General features: G+C 67.4%; 14 protein-coding genes. 13 read left to right on the top strand and 1 reads right to left on the bottom strand.

The features are described 5' to 3' along the window. Positions 1-31: 31 nt before the first annotated feature. The 4 genes from ACRB8A_RS15535 to ACRB8A_RS15520 all read left to right on the top strand — a co-directional run bounded on the left by ACRB8A_RS15535 (position 32) and on the right by ACRB8A_RS15520 (position 3,374). A complete protein-coding gene (locus ACRB8A_RS15535) occupies positions 32-1,042 on the top strand; it encodes an ABC transporter permease (protein WP_056596498.1) in 1,011 nt (336 codons plus the stop codon). Further along, positions 1,042-1,914, top strand: coding sequence for a carbohydrate ABC transporter permease (locus ACRB8A_RS15530; RefSeq protein ID WP_050686754.1), 873 nt, complete (start codon positions 1,042-1,044; stop codon positions 1,912-1,914). The genes ACRB8A_RS15535 and ACRB8A_RS15530 overlap by 1 nt, the downstream gene beginning before the upstream one ends. An 89-nt stretch (positions 1,915-2,003) precedes the next feature. Then, on the top strand, positions 2,004-2,708 hold the full coding sequence (locus tag ACRB8A_RS15525) for a rhamnogalacturonan acetylesterase (RefSeq protein ID WP_432245060.1): 705 nt from the start codon (positions 2,004-2,006) through the stop codon (positions 2,706-2,708). Further along, a complete protein-coding gene (locus tag ACRB8A_RS15520) occupies positions 2,709-3,374 on the top strand; it encodes a DUF1961 family protein (protein WP_432245059.1) in 666 nt (221 codons plus the stop codon). Positions 3,375-3,455: 81 nt separating this feature from the next. Here ACRB8A_RS15520 and ACRB8A_RS15515 read toward each other — a convergent pair whose 3' ends face one another. After that, a complete protein-coding gene (locus ACRB8A_RS15515; RefSeq protein ID WP_050686748.1) occupies positions 3,456-4,472 on the bottom strand; it encodes a LacI family DNA-binding transcriptional regulator in 1,017 nt (338 codons plus the stop codon). Between the two features lie 151 nt (positions 4,473-4,623). Here ACRB8A_RS15515 and ACRB8A_RS15510 point away from each other — a divergent pair, with 151 nt between their 5' ends. The 9 genes from ACRB8A_RS15510 (at position 4,624) to ACRB8A_RS15470 (ending at position 16,435) form a co-directional block, all read left to right on the top strand. Next, positions 4,624-4,971 carry an L-rhamnose mutarotase gene (locus ACRB8A_RS15510; RefSeq protein ID WP_050686747.1) on the top strand — a complete coding sequence of 116 codons (348 nt, stop codon included), beginning with the start codon at positions 4,624-4,626 and terminating at the stop codon, positions 4,969-4,971. A gap of 134 nt (positions 4,972-5,105) precedes the next feature. Further along, on the top strand, positions 5,106-6,272 hold the full coding sequence (gene rhaI / locus ACRB8A_RS15505) for an L-rhamnose isomerase (protein WP_050686745.1): 1,167 nt from the start codon (positions 5,106-5,108) through the stop codon (positions 6,270-6,272). A gap of 6 nt (positions 6,273-6,278) precedes the next feature. Beyond that, positions 6,279-8,315 carry a bifunctional rhamnulose-1-phosphate aldolase/short-chain dehydrogenase gene (locus ACRB8A_RS15500; RefSeq protein WP_056596505.1) on the top strand — a complete coding sequence of 679 codons (2,037 nt, stop codon included), beginning with the start codon at positions 6,279-6,281 and terminating at the stop codon, positions 8,313-8,315. Then, the gene (locus ACRB8A_RS15495; RefSeq protein ID WP_432245058.1) at positions 8,312-9,769 is read left to right on the top strand and encodes a rhamnulokinase; all 1,458 of its coding nucleotides are present in this window, start codon (positions 8,312-8,314) and stop codon (positions 9,767-9,769) included. Before ACRB8A_RS15500 ends, ACRB8A_RS15495 begins: the two co-directional genes overlap by 4 nt. 101 nt (positions 9,770-9,870) lie before the next feature. Then, on the top strand, positions 9,871-12,369 hold the full coding sequence (locus ACRB8A_RS15490) for a glycosyl hydrolase family 95 catalytic domain-containing protein (RefSeq protein ID WP_432245057.1): 2,499 nt from the start codon (positions 9,871-9,873) through the stop codon (positions 12,367-12,369). Between the two features lie 46 nt (positions 12,370-12,415). Continuing rightward, positions 12,416-13,435: an acetylxylan esterase gene (locus ACRB8A_RS15485; protein WP_050686737.1), complete on the top strand. Its 1,020-nt coding sequence runs from the start codon at positions 12,416-12,418 to the stop codon at positions 13,433-13,435. Positions 13,436-13,554: 119 nt separating this feature from the next. After that, positions 13,555-14,634: an Ig-like domain-containing protein gene (locus ACRB8A_RS15480; protein ID WP_432245056.1), complete on the top strand. Its 1,080-nt coding sequence runs from the start codon at positions 13,555-13,557 to the stop codon at positions 14,632-14,634. 328 nt (positions 14,635-14,962) lie between these two features. Continuing rightward, positions 14,963-16,078 carry a 3-deoxy-7-phosphoheptulonate synthase gene (locus tag ACRB8A_RS15475; RefSeq protein ID WP_432245055.1) on the top strand — a complete coding sequence of 372 codons (1,116 nt, stop codon included), beginning with the start codon at positions 14,963-14,965 and terminating at the stop codon, positions 16,076-16,078. Between the two features lie 144 nt (positions 16,079-16,222). After that, positions 16,223-16,435 carry a helix-turn-helix domain-containing protein gene (locus tag ACRB8A_RS15470; protein ID WP_050686732.1) on the top strand — a complete coding sequence of 71 codons (213 nt, stop codon included), beginning with the start codon at positions 16,223-16,225 and terminating at the stop codon, positions 16,433-16,435. The last annotated feature ends 81 nt before the right edge of the window (positions 16,436-16,516 follow it).

The raw sequence follows: 16,516 nt of genomic DNA, 5'->3' as shown, positions 1-16,516 counted from the left end.
GACTCCACCACTTCCAGAAAGGAGGCCCTGCATGTCACAGCTGACAGACGCGCTGGCCTCGAACATCGGCGCCGGCGACGGCCCGGGCCTTGGCAAGGGCAAAGGCAAGCGCCCCGGGAAACCTGCCAAGGTTCCGCGGGGCAAGTTCTCCGTCCATTTTGCGCACTACAAATGGCTGTACCTGCTCCTCCTTCCCGGGGTGCTGTACTTCGCAGTGTTCCGCTACGGCCCCATGTACGGGGTCAGCATCGCGTTCAAGGAGTACGTCCCGTTCCTGGGCGTCAACGGCAGCCCGTGGGTGGGGTTCTCGCATTTCCAGGACTTCTTCGCCAACCCGGACTTCCCCCGGCTGCTGGGCAACACCCTGATCCTGGCGTTCCTGAACCTGGGCATAGCTTTCCCGCTGACCATCGTCCTGGCATTGCTGCTGAACGAGGTCCGGCTCAGCATCCTCAAGCGCACAGTCCAGACCCTGGTGTACATTCCGCACTTCCTGTCCTGGACCATCGTCGCGTCGTTGAGCTTCCTGCTCTTCGCCCTGGATATCGGGCCGCTGTTCCAGCTGCTGAACAACCTCATGGGAACCGACATCGACTTCCTGTCCGACCCCGCCTGGTTCCGGCCGCTGATTGTGCTGCAGGACATCTGGAAAAACACGGGCTGGGGCACTATCATCTTCCTCGCCGCCCTGGCCACCGTGGACCAGGACCAGTACGAGGCCGCCATCATCGACGGCGCCGGACGGTTCCGGCGGGTCTGGCACATCACCCTTCCCGGGATCCGTTCGACCATCATTGTGATGCTGATCCTGGCCATCGGACAGACACTCAACACCGGGTTTGAACAGATCTACCTGATGACCAACGCGTTGAACCGTGAAGTGGCCGATGTGTTTGATACCTACGTCTACTTTGTGGGCATCACCCAGGGCGCCTACAGCTACTCCACGGCCGTTGGCCTGTTCAAATCCCTGGTGGGCATTGTGCTGATCTTCGGCACCAACGCCCTGGCCAAGCGGTTCAACCAGAGCGGACTGTTCTAATGAAGATCCACAACACCACTGGCGGCCGGATTTTCGACGTCGCCAACTACGTTTTCCTGTCCCTGATCGGCATCGTGACGCTGCTGCCGTTCATCTACGTCTTCGCCGGTTCCTTCGCCACGGAAGCGGAGATCACCAGCCGGCCGTTCTTCATCTGGCCCGAGCAGTTCACCCTGGGCGCCTACGAATACATCTTCTCCACCCCGGCGTTCATCCGGGCCCTTGTCACCACCGTGCTGGTGACCGCCGTCGGCACCCTGGTGCAGCTGGCCTTCACGGTGACCATGGCTTACCCGCTGGCCAAAAAGAACCTCCGCGGCCGGCAGGTCATCCTGTCCCTGGTGGTGTTCGCCATGGTGTTTTCCGGCGGCATGATCCCCACGTTCCTGCTGGTCAAGGACCTGGGCCTGCTCAACAGCTACTGGGCGCTGATCCTGCCGGCGGCCATCAACCCGTTCAGCCTGATCATCATCAAGAACTTCTTCCAGGAGCTTCCTGCGGAGCTCGAGGAATCGGCCAAGATGGACGGCGCCACGGAGGTGGGGATCCTCTGGCGGATCCTGCTGCCGCTGTCCAAGCCCGTCCTGGCCACATTTGCGCTGTTCTACGCCGTGGGCATCTGGAACGACTTTATGTCCCCGCTGCTGTACCTGTCCGATAACTCCAAGTGGACCCTGCAGATGTACCTCCGCCAGGTCACCGCGGCCTCGGACCTGCTGGGCACGGGGAACGTGGATCCCAACTACATCCCGCCGGAGCAGGGCATCAAGTTCGCCGTGATTGTGGTGGCCACGCTGCCCATCCTGATTTTCTACCCGTTCCTGCAGAAGCACTTCGCCAAGGGAATGCTCATCGGCTCGGTCAAGGGCTAACCCCCACTTGCCCTATCACTTATGGTCGCCAAAACCGGGTTTTGGGGACCATAAGTGATAGGGCAACACGTTGTTTGGAAAGGAATGCAATGAAGATCCTGCTCGCCGGAGACTCCACGGTGGCCGCCTGTCCCGCCTATGAGTTCCCGATGTCCGGCTGGGGTGCCCACCTGGCCCCGCTCACCTACACCTGGGCGGCGGTGCACAACTTCGCCAAGGGCGGGGCCAGCACCGAATCCTTCCGCGGGGAGGGACTGTGGGACCGGCTCCTCGCGGAAACGGGGGAGGGCGACCTCGTCCTGATCCAGTTCGGCCACAACGACCAGAAGCAGCAGCACCTGGCTGCCCGCACGGGGTACGCCGCCAACCTCCGCACCATGGTCCAGGACGTCCGGAACCTGGGCGGGCTCCCGGTCCTCTGCACCTCCGTGGAGCGGCGGCACTTTGTTGCCGGGCCGTCGTCGGGCGCGGTGCCAGCGGAGAGCCTGGAGGATTATCCGGAGGTGGTCCGCGAGATCGGGCTGGAGCTGGGGCTGCCGGTGCTGGACCTCAATGCCTGGACGCGGGCGCTGTACCGGCAGCTGGGGGAGTCAGGCTCGCGGGCGCTGTTCTGCCACTTCGGACCCGGGGAGCACGCCCACTGGCCGGAAGGGCTGGCGGACAACACACACTTCTCGCAGGAAGGCGCCGCCGGGGTGGCGCGCGAGGTGGCCCGGCAGCTCACCTTGGCCGGGTACGGCCCCGGCGGCGCCGGAGCTGTTCCGGCATTAAGCACGACGGCGGGACGCGCCTAGGTGGGCGCCGCACCAACCGTCCTCTACCGGAACGCCCTGGCCGGGCCCGCGGATGCTGCCGGCTGGGTGGCCGAAGGGCCCTTGGGAATGGGTGCCCGGGACGGTGCCCTGGAACTGTGGGGAACCAGGGACGACGCCGAATTCGGTGATCACGCGCACTGGACCTTCTGGTGCCCGGTGGAATTCCCGGACCGGATCCGGATCAGCTGGGACTTCCTGCCGCTGGCGGAACCGGGCCTGGCCATGCTCTTCTTCGCTGCCGTGGGGCAGGGCGGGACGGACCTGTTCTCCCCGGACCTTGCGCCGCGCACCGGCTACTACCCGCAGTACCACTCGGGCGACATTGACGCCCTGCATGTGTCCTACTTCCGGCACAAGTACGCGTCCGAGCGGGCCTTCCGGACCTGCAACCTGCGCAAAAGCGCCGGCTTTGAACTCGTGGCACAGGGCGCCGATCCGCTGCCCCCTGCGGAGGATGCCACGGACTTCTACCGGCTGGAGGTGGTCAAGGATGGTCCCCGGGTGGCGTTCAGCGCCAACGGACTGCCGCTCTTCAACTGGACCGATTCCGCTGCCACCACACTGGCCGGCGGCCGCATCGGGTTCCGCCAGATGGCACCGCTCCGGGCGGCCTACCGCAACCTGGTGGTGGAAGCCCTGGCCTGAACCCGCGGCGGCCGTGCCGCCTCTTGCCGCCTCGTGCCGCATCGTGGCGTCCGCCGGGGCGTCCGCCGGGCCAGCGGTGCCTCAGGCAGGACCGGCAGTGCTTTGGCGGACCACCAGTTCCGGGGTGAACACCACAGCGCGGTGGGTGGCGTTCTGCGAGTCGACCTCCTCGACAAGGAGTTCAATGGCGGTGCGCCCCAACGCTTCGGTGGGCTGCCGGACGGAGGACAAGGGCACCACGGCGGAGACGGCAAAATCGATGTCGTCATAGCCGATCAGGGCCACGTCTTCGGGGATCCTGACGGTATGGGTCATGGTGAGGGACTGCATCACGCCCAGGGCCAGGAGATCGTTCGCGCAGAAGATTCCCTCCGGCAACCCGTCCAGGCCGCGCTCCACCAGCATGTTGCCCACGCTCCGCCCGGCCAGCACTGTCTGGCCCTCGGAACCCAGCACCTCCAGCGTGGCACCGGACTCCTCGTCCACCGCCCGCCGGGCACCCTGGAGCCGGTCCGCCACCTGCCGGATGCTGGTGGGTCCGCCCACAAAGGCCAGCCGACGGCGGCCCGTGTCCAGCAGGTGCCGCGCAGCAAGGTACCCGCCGGCGTCGTCATCCACGGCGACGGAACTGAACTTGGACTCGTCCGCCTGCCGGTCCACCAGGACCGTGGGTACACCGCGCTCGCGGAGCAGGTCCAGGCGCTCGCTCACGTCCCCCACTGGCGAAATCAGCAGGCCCTGGACACGCTGTTCCTGGAACAGGTCGATGTAGTTCGCCTCCCGGCCGGCGTCGTGGCCGCTGTCGCCAAGCAGTACGGCGCTGCCCTGCAGCGCGGCGGCGTCCTCTGCCGCGCGCACCACGGACGTGAAGAACGGGTTCCCCACGTCGAGGACAATCAGCCCGATGGTCCTGCTGTGTCCGGCACGCAGCTGGCGGGCCGCGTCATTGCGGACAAACCCCAGCTCGTCGATGGCCCGCAGGACGCGGTCCTTGGTCCGTTGGGACACCCGGTCCGGGTAATTGAGCACGTTGGAGACGGTACCGACCGCCACGCTGGCCTGGTTGGCGACGTCCTTGATACTGGCGGTGCGGTTCATGATTCTCCGTGCTGGTAGGCGAAGGTGCCGGGTGTTCCGAACCGCTGCTTGGACAACCGGACGGAATGCTTGACACCCACTCAGGTTCAAGAGTACTTTGAATCGTAACAATGAAACGATTCAAAGTTTGCGAAATTCAGGAGGGTTCCAGATGAGGGTGTGCTTCCGCTCCTCCGTCCAGCCGGCGCTGATCGACGAGTACCGTCGCCGCCACGCCGCCGTGTGGCCGGAGATGCTGCAGGCCCTCAAGGATTCCGGCTGGCACAACTACTCGCTGTTCCTTGGCGGGGACGGGCTCCTTGTGGGCTACGTCGAGTGCGACGACTTCGATGCCGTCCGGGCCCGGATGGGCCTGACGGAGGTCAATGCCCGCTGGCAGGCGGAAATGGCCACCCTGTTTGAGGACTCCGGCCAGGCGCCCGATGAAGGCTTCCAGGTACTGGAGGAAGTCTTCAACCTTGACGGCCAGCTCGCAGCGGCGGGCACTGCCCCGGGCTGATCCGCCCCAACCGGGCCGGCAGCCCCACCCGGCGGCCGCCCACCACAACCAGCCCGCCCGCGCCGCACCAATCGGCGCCGGCAGCGGGCCGTCACCAAAACCACACGCAACACCAGACACCGGAAAGATCCATCATGAATGACGTAGCAATGGCGCTGGGCAGGCTCGAGGAGCTTGCCATCGAGGTCCCGTCGTGGGCCTATGGAAATTCAGGCACCCGGTTCAAGGTGTTCGGCACCCCCGGCACGCCGCGGACCGTGCACGAGAAGCTCGCGGACGCCGCCAAGGTCCACGAACTGACGGGCCTTGCGCCCACCGTGGCCCTGCACATCCCCTGGGACAAGGTGGACGACTACGAGGCCCTCAAGGAATACGCCGCGGGCCTCGGTGTTGGCCTAGGCACCATCAACTCCAACACGTTCCAGGACGACGAATACAAGTTCGGCTCGCTGACCTCCTCCAACGAGGCCGTGCGACGCCGCGCCGTGGACCACCACCTGGACTGCATCGACGTCATGCACGCCACCGGGTCCAAGGACCTGAAGGTCTGGCTGGCTGACGGCACCAATTATCCGGGCCAGGACGACATGCGCGGCCGCCAGGACCGGCTGGCCGAGTCCCTGCAGGAAATCTACGCAGCCCTGGGCGAGGACCACCGCCTGGTGCTCGAGTACAAATTCTTCGAACCTGCCACCTACCACACCGACGTGCCCGACTGGGGAACCTCCTACGCGCAGACCCTGGCCCTGGGCGAGAAGGCGTTTGTCTGCCTGGACACCGGCCACCACGCCCCCGGCACCAACATCGAATTCATCGTGATGCAGCTCCTGCGCCTGGGCAAGCTCGGTTCCTTCGACTTCAACTCGCGCTTCTACGCGGACGATGACCTGATTGTGGGAGCAGCGGATCCGTTCCAGCTCTTCCGCATCATGCACGAGGTCATCCGGGGCGGCGGCTTCGGCAAGGATTCCGGCGTGGCCCTCATGCTGGACCAGTGCCACAACCTGGAAGAGAAGATTCCGGGCCAGATCCGCTCGGTGCTCAACGTCCAGGAAATGACGGCCCGCGCCCTGCTGATCGACACCGCGGCGCTGACCGAAGCCCAGCGCGCCGGCGACGTCCTGGCCGCCAACGGCGTGTTCAACGACGCCTTCTACACCGACGTCCGGCCAATCCTGGCCGAATGGCGTGAATCCCGCGGCCTGCCCGCGGACCCGATGGCCGCCTTCAAGGCCAGCGGATACCAGAAAAAGATCAACGAGGACCGCGTGGGCGGCCAGCAATCCGGATGGGGCGCATAAACAGCCATGAGTAACAAGACTGTCGAAGACCTGATTTCCCGTTCCAACCGCCTCGGCGCCGATAAGCGGAACACCAACTTTGCCGGCGGCAACACCTCCGCCAAAGGCACCGAGAAGGATCCCGTCACCGGCGAGGACGTCCAGCTGCTCTGGGTCAAGGGCTCCGGGGGAGACCTGGGCACCCTGAAGGCCGGGAACCTTGCCGTGCTGCGCCTTGACCGGCTGAACGCCCTCAAGAACGTCTACCCCGGCGTCGAACGTGAAGACGAAATGGTGGCCGCCTTCGATTACTGCCTGCACGGCAAGGGCGGCGCCGCGCCCTCCATCGACACTGCCATGCACGGACTGGTGGATGCCGCACACGTTGACCACCTGCACCCGGACTCCGGCATTGCCATTGCCACCGCTGCGGACGGTGAGGCGCTGACCACCAAGATCTTCGGCACCAAGGTGGTGTGGGTGCCCTGGCGCCGCCCCGGCTTCCAGCTGGGCCTGGACATCGCCGCCATCAAGGAGGCCAACCCGCAGGCCATCGGCACCATCCTGGGCGGCCACGGCATCACCGCGTGGGGCGAAACCAGCGAGGAAGCCGAAGCCAACTCGCTGTGGATCATCGAGCAGGCCGAGGCCTACATCAAGGACAACGGCACAGCCGAACCCTTCGGTGCGGCGCTGCCCGGCTACGCAGCCCTGCCGGAAGCAGAGCGGAAGGCCAAAGCCGCCGCCCTGGCACCCGTGATCCGCGGCCTGGCCTCCACCGACAAACCGCAGCTGGGGCACTTCAGCGATGACGCCGTCGTCCTTGACTTCCTCGCCGCAGCCGAACACCCGCGCCTGGGCGCCCTGGGCACGTCCTGCCCGGACCACTTCCTGCGCACCAAGGTTAAGCCGCTGGTCCTGGACCTGCCGGCCGACGCGTCCATCGAGGACTCGATCGCCCGCCTGCACGAACTGCACGCGGACTACCGCGAGGACTACCAGGCCTACTACGACCGGCACGCCGACGAAAACAGCCCGGCCTTGCGCGGTGCGGACCCGGCCATTGTGCTGGTCCCCGGGGTGGGCATGTTCAGCTTCGGCGCGAACAAGCAGACCGCCCGCGTGGCCGGGGAGTTCTACATCAACGCCATCAACGTGATGCGCGGTGCCGAGTCGATCTCCACCTACGCCCCGATCGAGGAATCCGAGAAGTTCCGGATCGAATACTGGGCGCTGGAGGAAGCCAAGCTGGCCCGCCTGCCCAAGCCGAAGTCGCACGCCACCCGCATCGCCCTGGTGACCGGAGCGGCGTCGGGCATCGGCAAGGCCATCGCCACCCGCCTCGCCGCGGAAGGCGCCTGCGTGGTCATTGCCGACCTGAACCTGGAGAACGCCGAAAAGGTGGCTGAGGAACTGGGCGGCCCGGACGTTGCCATCGGCGTCCAGGCGGACGTCACCAACGAAGCCCAGGTGGCGGCGGCAATCGACGCCGCGGTCCTGGCGTTCGGCGGCGTGGACCTGGTGGTGAACAACGCCGGCCTGTCCATCTCCAAGCCGCTGCTCGAAACCACCGAAAAGGACTGGGACCTCCAGCACAACGTGATGGCCAAGGGCTCCTTCCTGGTGGCCAAGGCCGCCGCGAAGGTCATGATTGCCCAGGGCCTGGGCGGGGACATCATCTACATCTCCTCGAAGAACTCCGTCTTCGCGGGCCCGAACAACATCGCCTACTCCGCCACCAAGGCGGACCAGGCGCACCAGGTCCGGCTGCTCGCAGCTGAACTGGGCGAGCACGGCATCCGCGTCAACGGCATCAACCCCGACGGTGTGGTCCGCGGCTCCGGGATCTTCGCCGGCGGCTGGGGCGCCAAGCGCGCCGCCGTGTACGGCGTGGACGAGGAAAAACTGGGCGAGTACTACGCCCAGCGCACCCTGCTCAAGCGCGAAGTCCTGCCTGAGCACGTGGCCAACGCCGCCGCCGTCCTCACCAGCAGCGAACTGTCCCACACCACCGGCCTGCACATCCCCGTGGATGCCGGTGTGGCAGCAGCCTTCCTGCGATGAGCACCAGGCCTGAAACCGGTGCCGGCGGCGGCGTGTTCGCCGCCGTCGACATCGGCGCTTCCTCCGGCCGGGTCATCCTGGGCCGGACCACCGGCGGGACCGTGGACCTTGAAGTGGTCCACCGGTTCCCCAACGGCGTGGTGGAGCTCGACGGCGGCCTCCGCTGGGATTTCGACGCCCTGTTCGCGGAGGTCCTCGCGGGGCTCGCTGCCGCGGCCACCGTGGCTGCGAGCCAGGACGAAACGATCACCAGCATCGGCATCGACACCTGGGCCGTGGACTACGGCCTGGTCAACGCCGCCGGCCAGCTGACGGCCCAGCCGTTCAGCTACCGGGATGACCGCAGCCGCGCCGCCGTCGCGCCCGTGCACGCAAAACTGGATCCGGCCCGCCTGTACGCCACAACCGGGCTGCAGTTCCTGCAGTTCAACACGCTGTACCAGCTGGCCACGGAACCGGACCTGACCGGGCTGCAGGCCCTGCTTATCCCGGACCTGATCGCCTTCCTCCTGACCGGGCAGCGGCGGACCGAAGCCACCAACGCCTCCACCACCGGCCTGTTCGACGCCGTGGCGGGGGAGTGGGCCACCGGGTTCCTGGCCGAGCTGGGCCTGCCCAAAAAGCTGTTCCCGCCCCTAGTCCAGCCAGGTGAAACCGTGGGGACGCTGCTGCCGGACGTCGCGGCCAACGTTGGCCTGCCGGCCACCACCACCGTGGTGGCTGTGGGCTCGCACGACACCGCTTCCGCCGTCGCCGCGGTCCCGGCCCAAGCGAAGGACTTCGCCTACATTTCCTCCGGGACATGGTCCCTGGTGGGGCTGGAGCTGGACTCGCCGGTGCTGACCGAGGCCAGCCGCGAGGCAAACTTCACCAACGAACGCGGCGTGGACGGCACCATCCGTTACCTGCGGAACATGGGCGGGCTGTGGCTGCTCAGTGAATGCCAGCGGTCCTGGGCTGCTGAAGGGTTCACGCAGGACCTGCCGGCGCTGCTCGCAGCCGCTGCGGCGCTGCCGTCCGGCGGCCCACAGGTCAACCCGGACGATCCCTACTTCATCGCGCCGGACAACATGCCTGCCCGGATCAGCTCGGCAGTTAAGGTCACCGGGGATATCCTGCCGGCGGATCCGGCGGCGGTCACCCGGTGCATCATGGACAGCCTGGCTGCGGGGTACGCCCGCACCATCCGCGACGCGGAACGGCTCGCGGGCCGCACCGTGGACGTGGTGCACGTGGTGGGCGGCGGATCCCAGAACGCCTTGCTCTGCCAGTTGACGGCGGATGCCACCGGCAAGCGCGTGGTGGCCGGCCCGGTCGAGGCCACGGCCCTGGGTAACGTCCTGGTCCAGGCCAGGGCTGCCGGCCAGGTGTCCGGCGGACTGGCGGACCTGCGGTCCCTCGTGGTGGGTTCGCACGCACTGCTGGAGTTCACCCCGGAGCTTGCCAGGCGATAACGCCCGTGCGGCGGGGTCCGGAACTCCGGGCCCTGCCGCAGGGTGGGATTTCCTGCCGGACCCCTTCTCTCCATCGATGTAATTGTCTAGGGTTGGATTCCGTGCGCACTGAACATTCCCTGACTTATGACTCGCCCGCAGCCGACTGGCTGGCAGCGCTGCCGCTGGGCAACGGACGCCTGGGAGCCATGGTTTTCGGCGGGGCGCCGGTCCCCGGGCAGCCCGGACTGGAGCACCGGTTCCAGCTCAATGACGGATCGGCCTGGTCCGGCTCCCCGCACAGCCAGGACCTCGGCCCTGCATTCAGCCGGGAATCAGCGGACGCCATCCTGGCCGCGGCGCGGGGGCAGATCAGCGCCGGTGATTTCGGGGCGGCCCACGAAACGATGAAGCAGCTGCAGCACCGCAACTCGCAGGCCTACCTTCCGTTCGCCGACTTTTTCCTGGCGGTCGCAGTTGCCGGCGATTCCGGGGCCCCCGCCGGCTACGGCCGCAGCCTGGACCTGGCCCGTGCCGTCAACAGCACCCGATACCAGCAGGCGGGCCACAACATCCGCATCGAGGCATTTGCGGCCCACCACCCCTCAGTCCTCGTGGTGACGGTGGAGTCCGGTGCGCCGCAGGGCCTGGACCTGGCACTCCGGCTCGATTCCCCGCTGCGCATCCTCCGGCGGACCGCGGCGGCAGGAACCGCGGCCATGGAACTGAAGCTGCCGTCCGGCGTCGCGCCTTCCCACGACGGCGGCGCCGTGGACTACTCCGATGATGATTCGCTCAGCCTCCAGGGCGCCGCCGTGATGTCCTGGGAACACGACGGCACCGACGCGGCGGCGGACGACGGCGGCCTGGCCGCCACCGGCGTCCACCGCGCCACGGTGTTCATCACCACCGAAACCACGTTCCACGGCCTCGGCCGGCAACCGCAGGGCACGGCGGCCGGCGCTGCCGACGCCGCCCGGGCACTGCTCGCCAGCGCAGCGGCAACCGGTCCGGCAGGATTACTGGAACGGCACGAAGCAAGCCACGCAGCCCTGTACGACAGCTGCAGCCTCACCCTTGACGTGCCCCCGTGGCAAGGCACCAACACGGCCGAGCGGCTGCTGGCCGCCAACCGGAATCCGGCCGGGCCGCTGGCGGCAGATCCCGGCCTGGCCGCGCTGCTGTTCAACTACGGCCGGTACCTGCTGATCTGCAGTTCCCGGGCGGGCCACCCGGGCTCGCGGCCGGGAACCGCCTGGCAGGGCACCCCCGCCAACCTGCAGGGCATCTGGAACGCCGAGCTGACCGCGCCGTGGAGCTCCAACTTCACCACCAACATCAACCTGCAGATGAACTACTGGGCCGCGGAACCCACGGGCCTGGCTGCCTGCGCGGAGCCCCTGTTCGCCCTCATTGAAGCCCTTCAGGTGACCGGGGCCCGCACGGCCAGGGAGTACTACGGCGCCGACGGCTGGGCGGTGCACCACAACTCGGATATCTGGGGGTACAGCAAACCGGTGGGGCACGGCAGGCATTCCCCGGAATGGTCCTACTGGCCCATGGCCGGGCTGTGGCTGGTCCGCCACCTGTGGGAGCACCTGCAGTTCGGGGCCGCCGGGCCCGGCTTCGCCCGGGACGCCGCCTGGCCCGCCGTCCGTGGCGCAGCAGCCTTCGCACTGGACCTGCTGCTGGAGAACCCGGACGGGACGCTGGGCACCAGCCCGTCCACCTCGCCGGAAAACAGCTTCACCCTCCCCGGCGGCGGTGGCCGGGCTGCCGTCGCGGAGTCCTCCACCCTGGACCTGACGCTGATCCGGGACACCTTCCTGATGGTGGACGCCCTGGCGGCCGGGCTGGGCCAGCCGGACGACGCCGTTGCTGCCGCCGCCCGGCGTGCCCTGCCCCGGCTGCCGGAACCCGCGCCCGGGCGCAACGGCCGCCTGCGCGAATGGCTGGCCGACCCGGAAGAGTGGGAGCAGGACCACCGCCACGTCAGCCACCTCTACCTCGCCTACCCCGGCGATACACCGCTGCCGCCGGAGCTCGAGGCGGCCGTCAAAGCCAGCCTCGACGGCCGCGGCGACGAATCCACCGGCTGGTCCCTGGCCTGGAAAATCCTCCTGCGGGCCCGGCTCCGGCAGCCGGAGAAGGTCAGCGACCTGTTCAGGTTGTACTTCCGGGACATGGCCGCCGAACGGTCGGGTCACAGCGGCGGGCTGTACCCGAACCTCTTCGGGGCCCACCCGCCGTTCCAGATCGACGGCAACTTCGGCTTTGTGGCCGGCGTGGCTGAGTGCCTGGTCCAGAGCCACCGGACCGCCGCCGGGGTGCAGGAAATCGAGCTGCTTCCAGCCCTGCCGGCCGAGCTTCCCGCCGGCAAAGCCAACCGGCTCCGCGCCCGCCCCGGGGTGGAAGTGGACCTCGAGTGGCGGGACGGCCGGCTGGCCGGGGCCACCCTTGCCGCCCAGCGCGAAGCCACCGTCCAGCTCCGGTCCGGGGACAAAATCCTGGCCCTCCGGCTGCTGCCCGGAGAGCCGGCCGCCATCACCGTCGGAGCCGGCGGCGGGCTGGTACTGAACACGGCGTCATCACGGCATGACGCTGCGCCCCAAACGACCTAGGATCAGCAGAAAACCACTTCCACCAGCAACAGGACCGGACCACCGCATGCCACTCTTTGACCTGCCCCTCGCCCAGCTGCGCAGCTACAGCAGCCACGTCACAGCACCGGATGACTTTGCGGCGTTCTGGGACGCCACCGTCGAGGAAACCAGGGCTTTCCCGCTGGCGCCAACGTTTGAACCCGTGGAGAACCACCTCACGGTCATCGACACCTTCGACGTCACGTTCGCAGGCTTCGGCGGCGCGCCCATCAAGGGCTGGCTGCACCTGCCGGCGCACCGCGACGCCGGAACCCGGCTGCCCGTGGTGGTGCACTACGTGGGCTACTCGGGAGGCCGCGGACTGGTCAACCAGGACACCCGCTGGGCGCAGGCCGGGTACGCCCACTTCATCATGGACACCCGGGGCCAGGGCTACGGCGGGACCCTGGGGGAGACACCGGACCCGCACCCCTCCGCAGGCGGAGTGGCCCACGCAGGCCTGATGACCCGCGGCATCGGGAACCGCGAGGACTACTACTACCGGCGTGTCTACATGGACGCCTTCCGTGCCGTGGAGGCTGCCCAGGCCCACCCCGCCGTCGACCCTGCCAAAGTGGTGCTGGCCGGCGTCAGCCAGGGCGGCGGCATTGTGGTGGCCGCTGCCGGGCTTGCGGCCGGCCGCCTGGACGGGGTCATCGCCGCCTTGCCGGATGTCCCGTTCCTGCAGGACTTCCCCCGCGCCATCGACATCACTCCGCGCGGGCCGTACCCGGAGATCGCCGCGTTCCTGGCCCGGCACCGGGACAGCTACGATTCCATCCTGGACGTGCTGCGCTACTTCGACGGCGTCAACCTGGCCCGCCTCGCCACCGCGCCGGCCTTTTATTCGGCGGCCCAGATGGATGACATCTGCCCGCCATCCACCGTGTTTGCCAGCTTCAACGCCTACGGCACGGGGGAGCCGGGCGCACCCGCGGCCGGCGTGGCCAAGGACATCGAGGTGTACAGGTTCAACAACCACGAGGGCGGCCAGGAGCACCACTGGATTAAGCAGCTGCAATTTCTCCGCAAGATGCTGGCTTAGCCCTTCCTGTCGCTACCGCGCGGTGGGGGACGGGACTATCCTGTGCCTGTTGGCCACACCAGGCCTGCGGAGGTGCTGGGGCTTTCCGTGACATTTAGTCATCGGGAAAGTGAAACCACATGGACACAGCATCCAACGCCGCACCTCCAACAGCGGCACCCAGCCGGTTCCGGCGGGTTGGCATCATCCTGCCGGTCCTTGCGGCAATCACCATCGCGTTTGCAGGCCTGGCCGGGCCCGCGCAGGCTGCCGGAACCAGCTCCTACGGAACAGGCAGGGCGGAGGTCACGCTGAGCGCCAATGCGTTCGGGCTTCCCTTCGCGGACGCCCCGGTCCTGGTGGCGGCAGGCGTCGTTCCGGCCGCGCCAGGTACAGGTGTCCCGTCGGGAACCGTCAGCCTGTTGTCCGACGCCGATGGCACGGTGCTTGGCGTGGGGGACGTCGACACCGAAGAACCGTTCCTTGGGCTGGCGCTGATGGACTCGCCGGTCCTCGCCCTGGGAACGACCTTCTTCAAGGCCAGATACTCGGGGGACAGCACCTTCGCCCCCAAAACCATCAGGTTCTCGATTACTGCCATCAGCGGGCCGGGGACCAGGACAGCCATCACCGTTACGCCGGCTGGCACATCGGTATTCGGTGCACCCGTTACCGTCACGGCGCGGGCCACGGCGCTCCCATCAGGGCCACTGACCGGAACGCCGCTGGGAAGCCTGGTGCTGATTGTCGACGGCGTCGAGGTCCAGGCCCAGGCCCCCGGACCGGGCTGGCAGTCGGTCTTCACCATCAACAACCTGCCCGCGGGCCAGCACGTGTTCACCGCAGAATTCAGGCACGCGGAGGGCGACTACTTCGGCTCAACCTCCGGGCCGGTGACCCACACCGTGACGCCTGCCCTTGCCGCGGTGAAGGGTGAGTTCCACAGCTCGCACCACGGCGACATCCGGCCGGGGACTGCTGTCACCGTCCAGGCCGTCATCATGCCGGCTGTTGGCGGCGGCGCAACGCCCACGGGGTGGGTGCAGTTCTATGACTGGAACACCAAGGTGGGCGCGCCGGTGAAACTGGTCAACGGCAAGGCCGGCTACACCCACACCTCGCTGCGCTACGGCAAGCACGTCCTGCAAGCGAAATACCTCGGCTCCAGCACCTACCTGCCGGCGTTCACCCCGGCCAGGACGGTCACTGTGGTTGGTTAGGTGACCGTCGCCGGCCAGGTGCCGGCCGCCGTCGGACGATTCCTTGGCTTGTCCGCGCAGCAGGTCCTTCAAGGGCCGGTCCCGCGGACAAGCCTGGGACGGAGTGTGACGCCGGAATTTTGCGCTGCCCGCGCCGCCCGGTTAGGGTCTTGCCATGACTAACCGTTGGTATGCGTATTTTTCGTTGGCTCTGGAGGGGCCCGCGTCTAACTGACACGCATCCAACTTTCCTTCAGAGCCAACAGGGCAGAGACCATTCTCTGCCCTTCGCCATTTCCCGGCGGGTTCTGATTCTGGGCCCGCTTCCTCTCCCGGAACAGGACCCATCATGAGCACCGCATCAGCCGCCGCACCCGCAGCAAAATCCACGTCCAACCTGCGCGTCAGCGAATTCACGGCCCTCCCCACGCCCCAGGAGCTCATCGCCGAGCTGCCGCTGGACACCCGGGAAGCCACCGTGGTGGAACGCGGCCGCGACGAGGTCCGCGCCATCATGGACGGACTGGATGACCGCCTGCTGGTCATTGTTGGCCCCTGCTCCATTCACGATCCCAAAGCCGGGCTGGAATACGCCCGCCGGCTGGTCAGCCAGGCGGAGAAGCACAAAGCCGACCTGTTGATCGTCATGCGGACCTACTTCGAAAAGCCCCGCACCACAGTGGGCTGGAAGGGCCTGATCAACGACCCGCGGCTGGACGGCAGCCACGACATGGTCACCGGCCTGCGCACCGCCCGGCACTTCCTCCAGCAGGTCACCGCGCTGGGCCTGCCCACGGCCACCGAATTCCTTGAACCCATCAGCCCGCAGTACATGGCGGACCTCATCGCCTGGGGCGCCATCGGGGCGCGGACCACCGAAAGCCAGATCCACCGGCAGCTCGCTTCGGGGCTGTCCATGCCCATCGGGTTCAAAAACGGGACCGACGGCGACCTCCAGGTGGCCATCGACGCCTGCGGTGCCGCCGGGGCTGCCCAGGCCTTCCTGGGGATCGACGGCGACGGCCGGGCCGCGCTGGTGTCCACCGCCGGAAACCCCGACACCCATGTCATCCTCCGCGGCGGCCGGAAGGGCCCCAACTACTCCGCCGTGGACGTCCAGGCCGCCTCCGGCAAGCTGGCAGGCAAGGGCCTGAACCCGCGCCTGATCGTGGACGCAAGCCACGCCAACAGCGGCAAGAGCCACCACCGCCAGGCAGAGGTGGCCCTGGAAATCGGCGCCCAGCTCGAGGACGGCGGCCCGTCGGCACAGGCGATTGCCGGCGTGATGCTCGAAAGCTTCCTGGTGGGCGGCGCGCAGAACCTGGACGTTGCCGAACACCGCGCAGGGCGGGACGCGCTGGTCTACGGCCAGAGCGTCACCGATGCCTGCATGGACTGGGACGTCTCCGTGTCTGTCCTGGCCCAGCTGGCTGCCTCCGCACGGAAACGCCGGACGGCAAAATAAGCCGTCGCACTACTTTCACATCTGCCACAGGAACATCTACAGTATCTAAATAAGTGGTTGGTGGATGGGCTCAGCATCAAGAACACCGCATTGGCAAGTACCTGGGGTCTCTGTGTCCATCCGTCAGCAAAGGAAAATAGGGAAATGTCGGCAGAACAGAACTTCTCCAACGCGAAGTTCCTGACAGTGGCTGAAGTAGCCCAGGTCATGCGCGTCTCCAAAATGACCGTGTACCGGCTGGTGCACTCCGGTGAAATGCCGGCGGTGCGCTTCGGCCGGTCCTACCGGGTCCCCGAGAATGCCGTGGACCAGTACCTCAAGGGTGCTGTTGTCGACGGGCATACCGAAACCGCCTGAGGTTTTCAGCCTTAATGGGGCACCGTGAGCCTGTGGTGCGCTTTGTTGTCAGAAGCCGCCCCCGGAAAGCGGTACCCTGTT

The sequence above is a fragment of the Arthrobacter sp. G.S.26 genome, assembly GCF_050847375.1.
In the GTDB taxonomy this organism is placed as follows: domain Bacteria; phylum Actinomycetota; class Actinomycetes; order Actinomycetales; family Micrococcaceae; genus Arthrobacter.
Note: the sequence above shows the minus strand (reverse complement) of the source record. Positions and strands in the feature narration are given on the sequence as shown.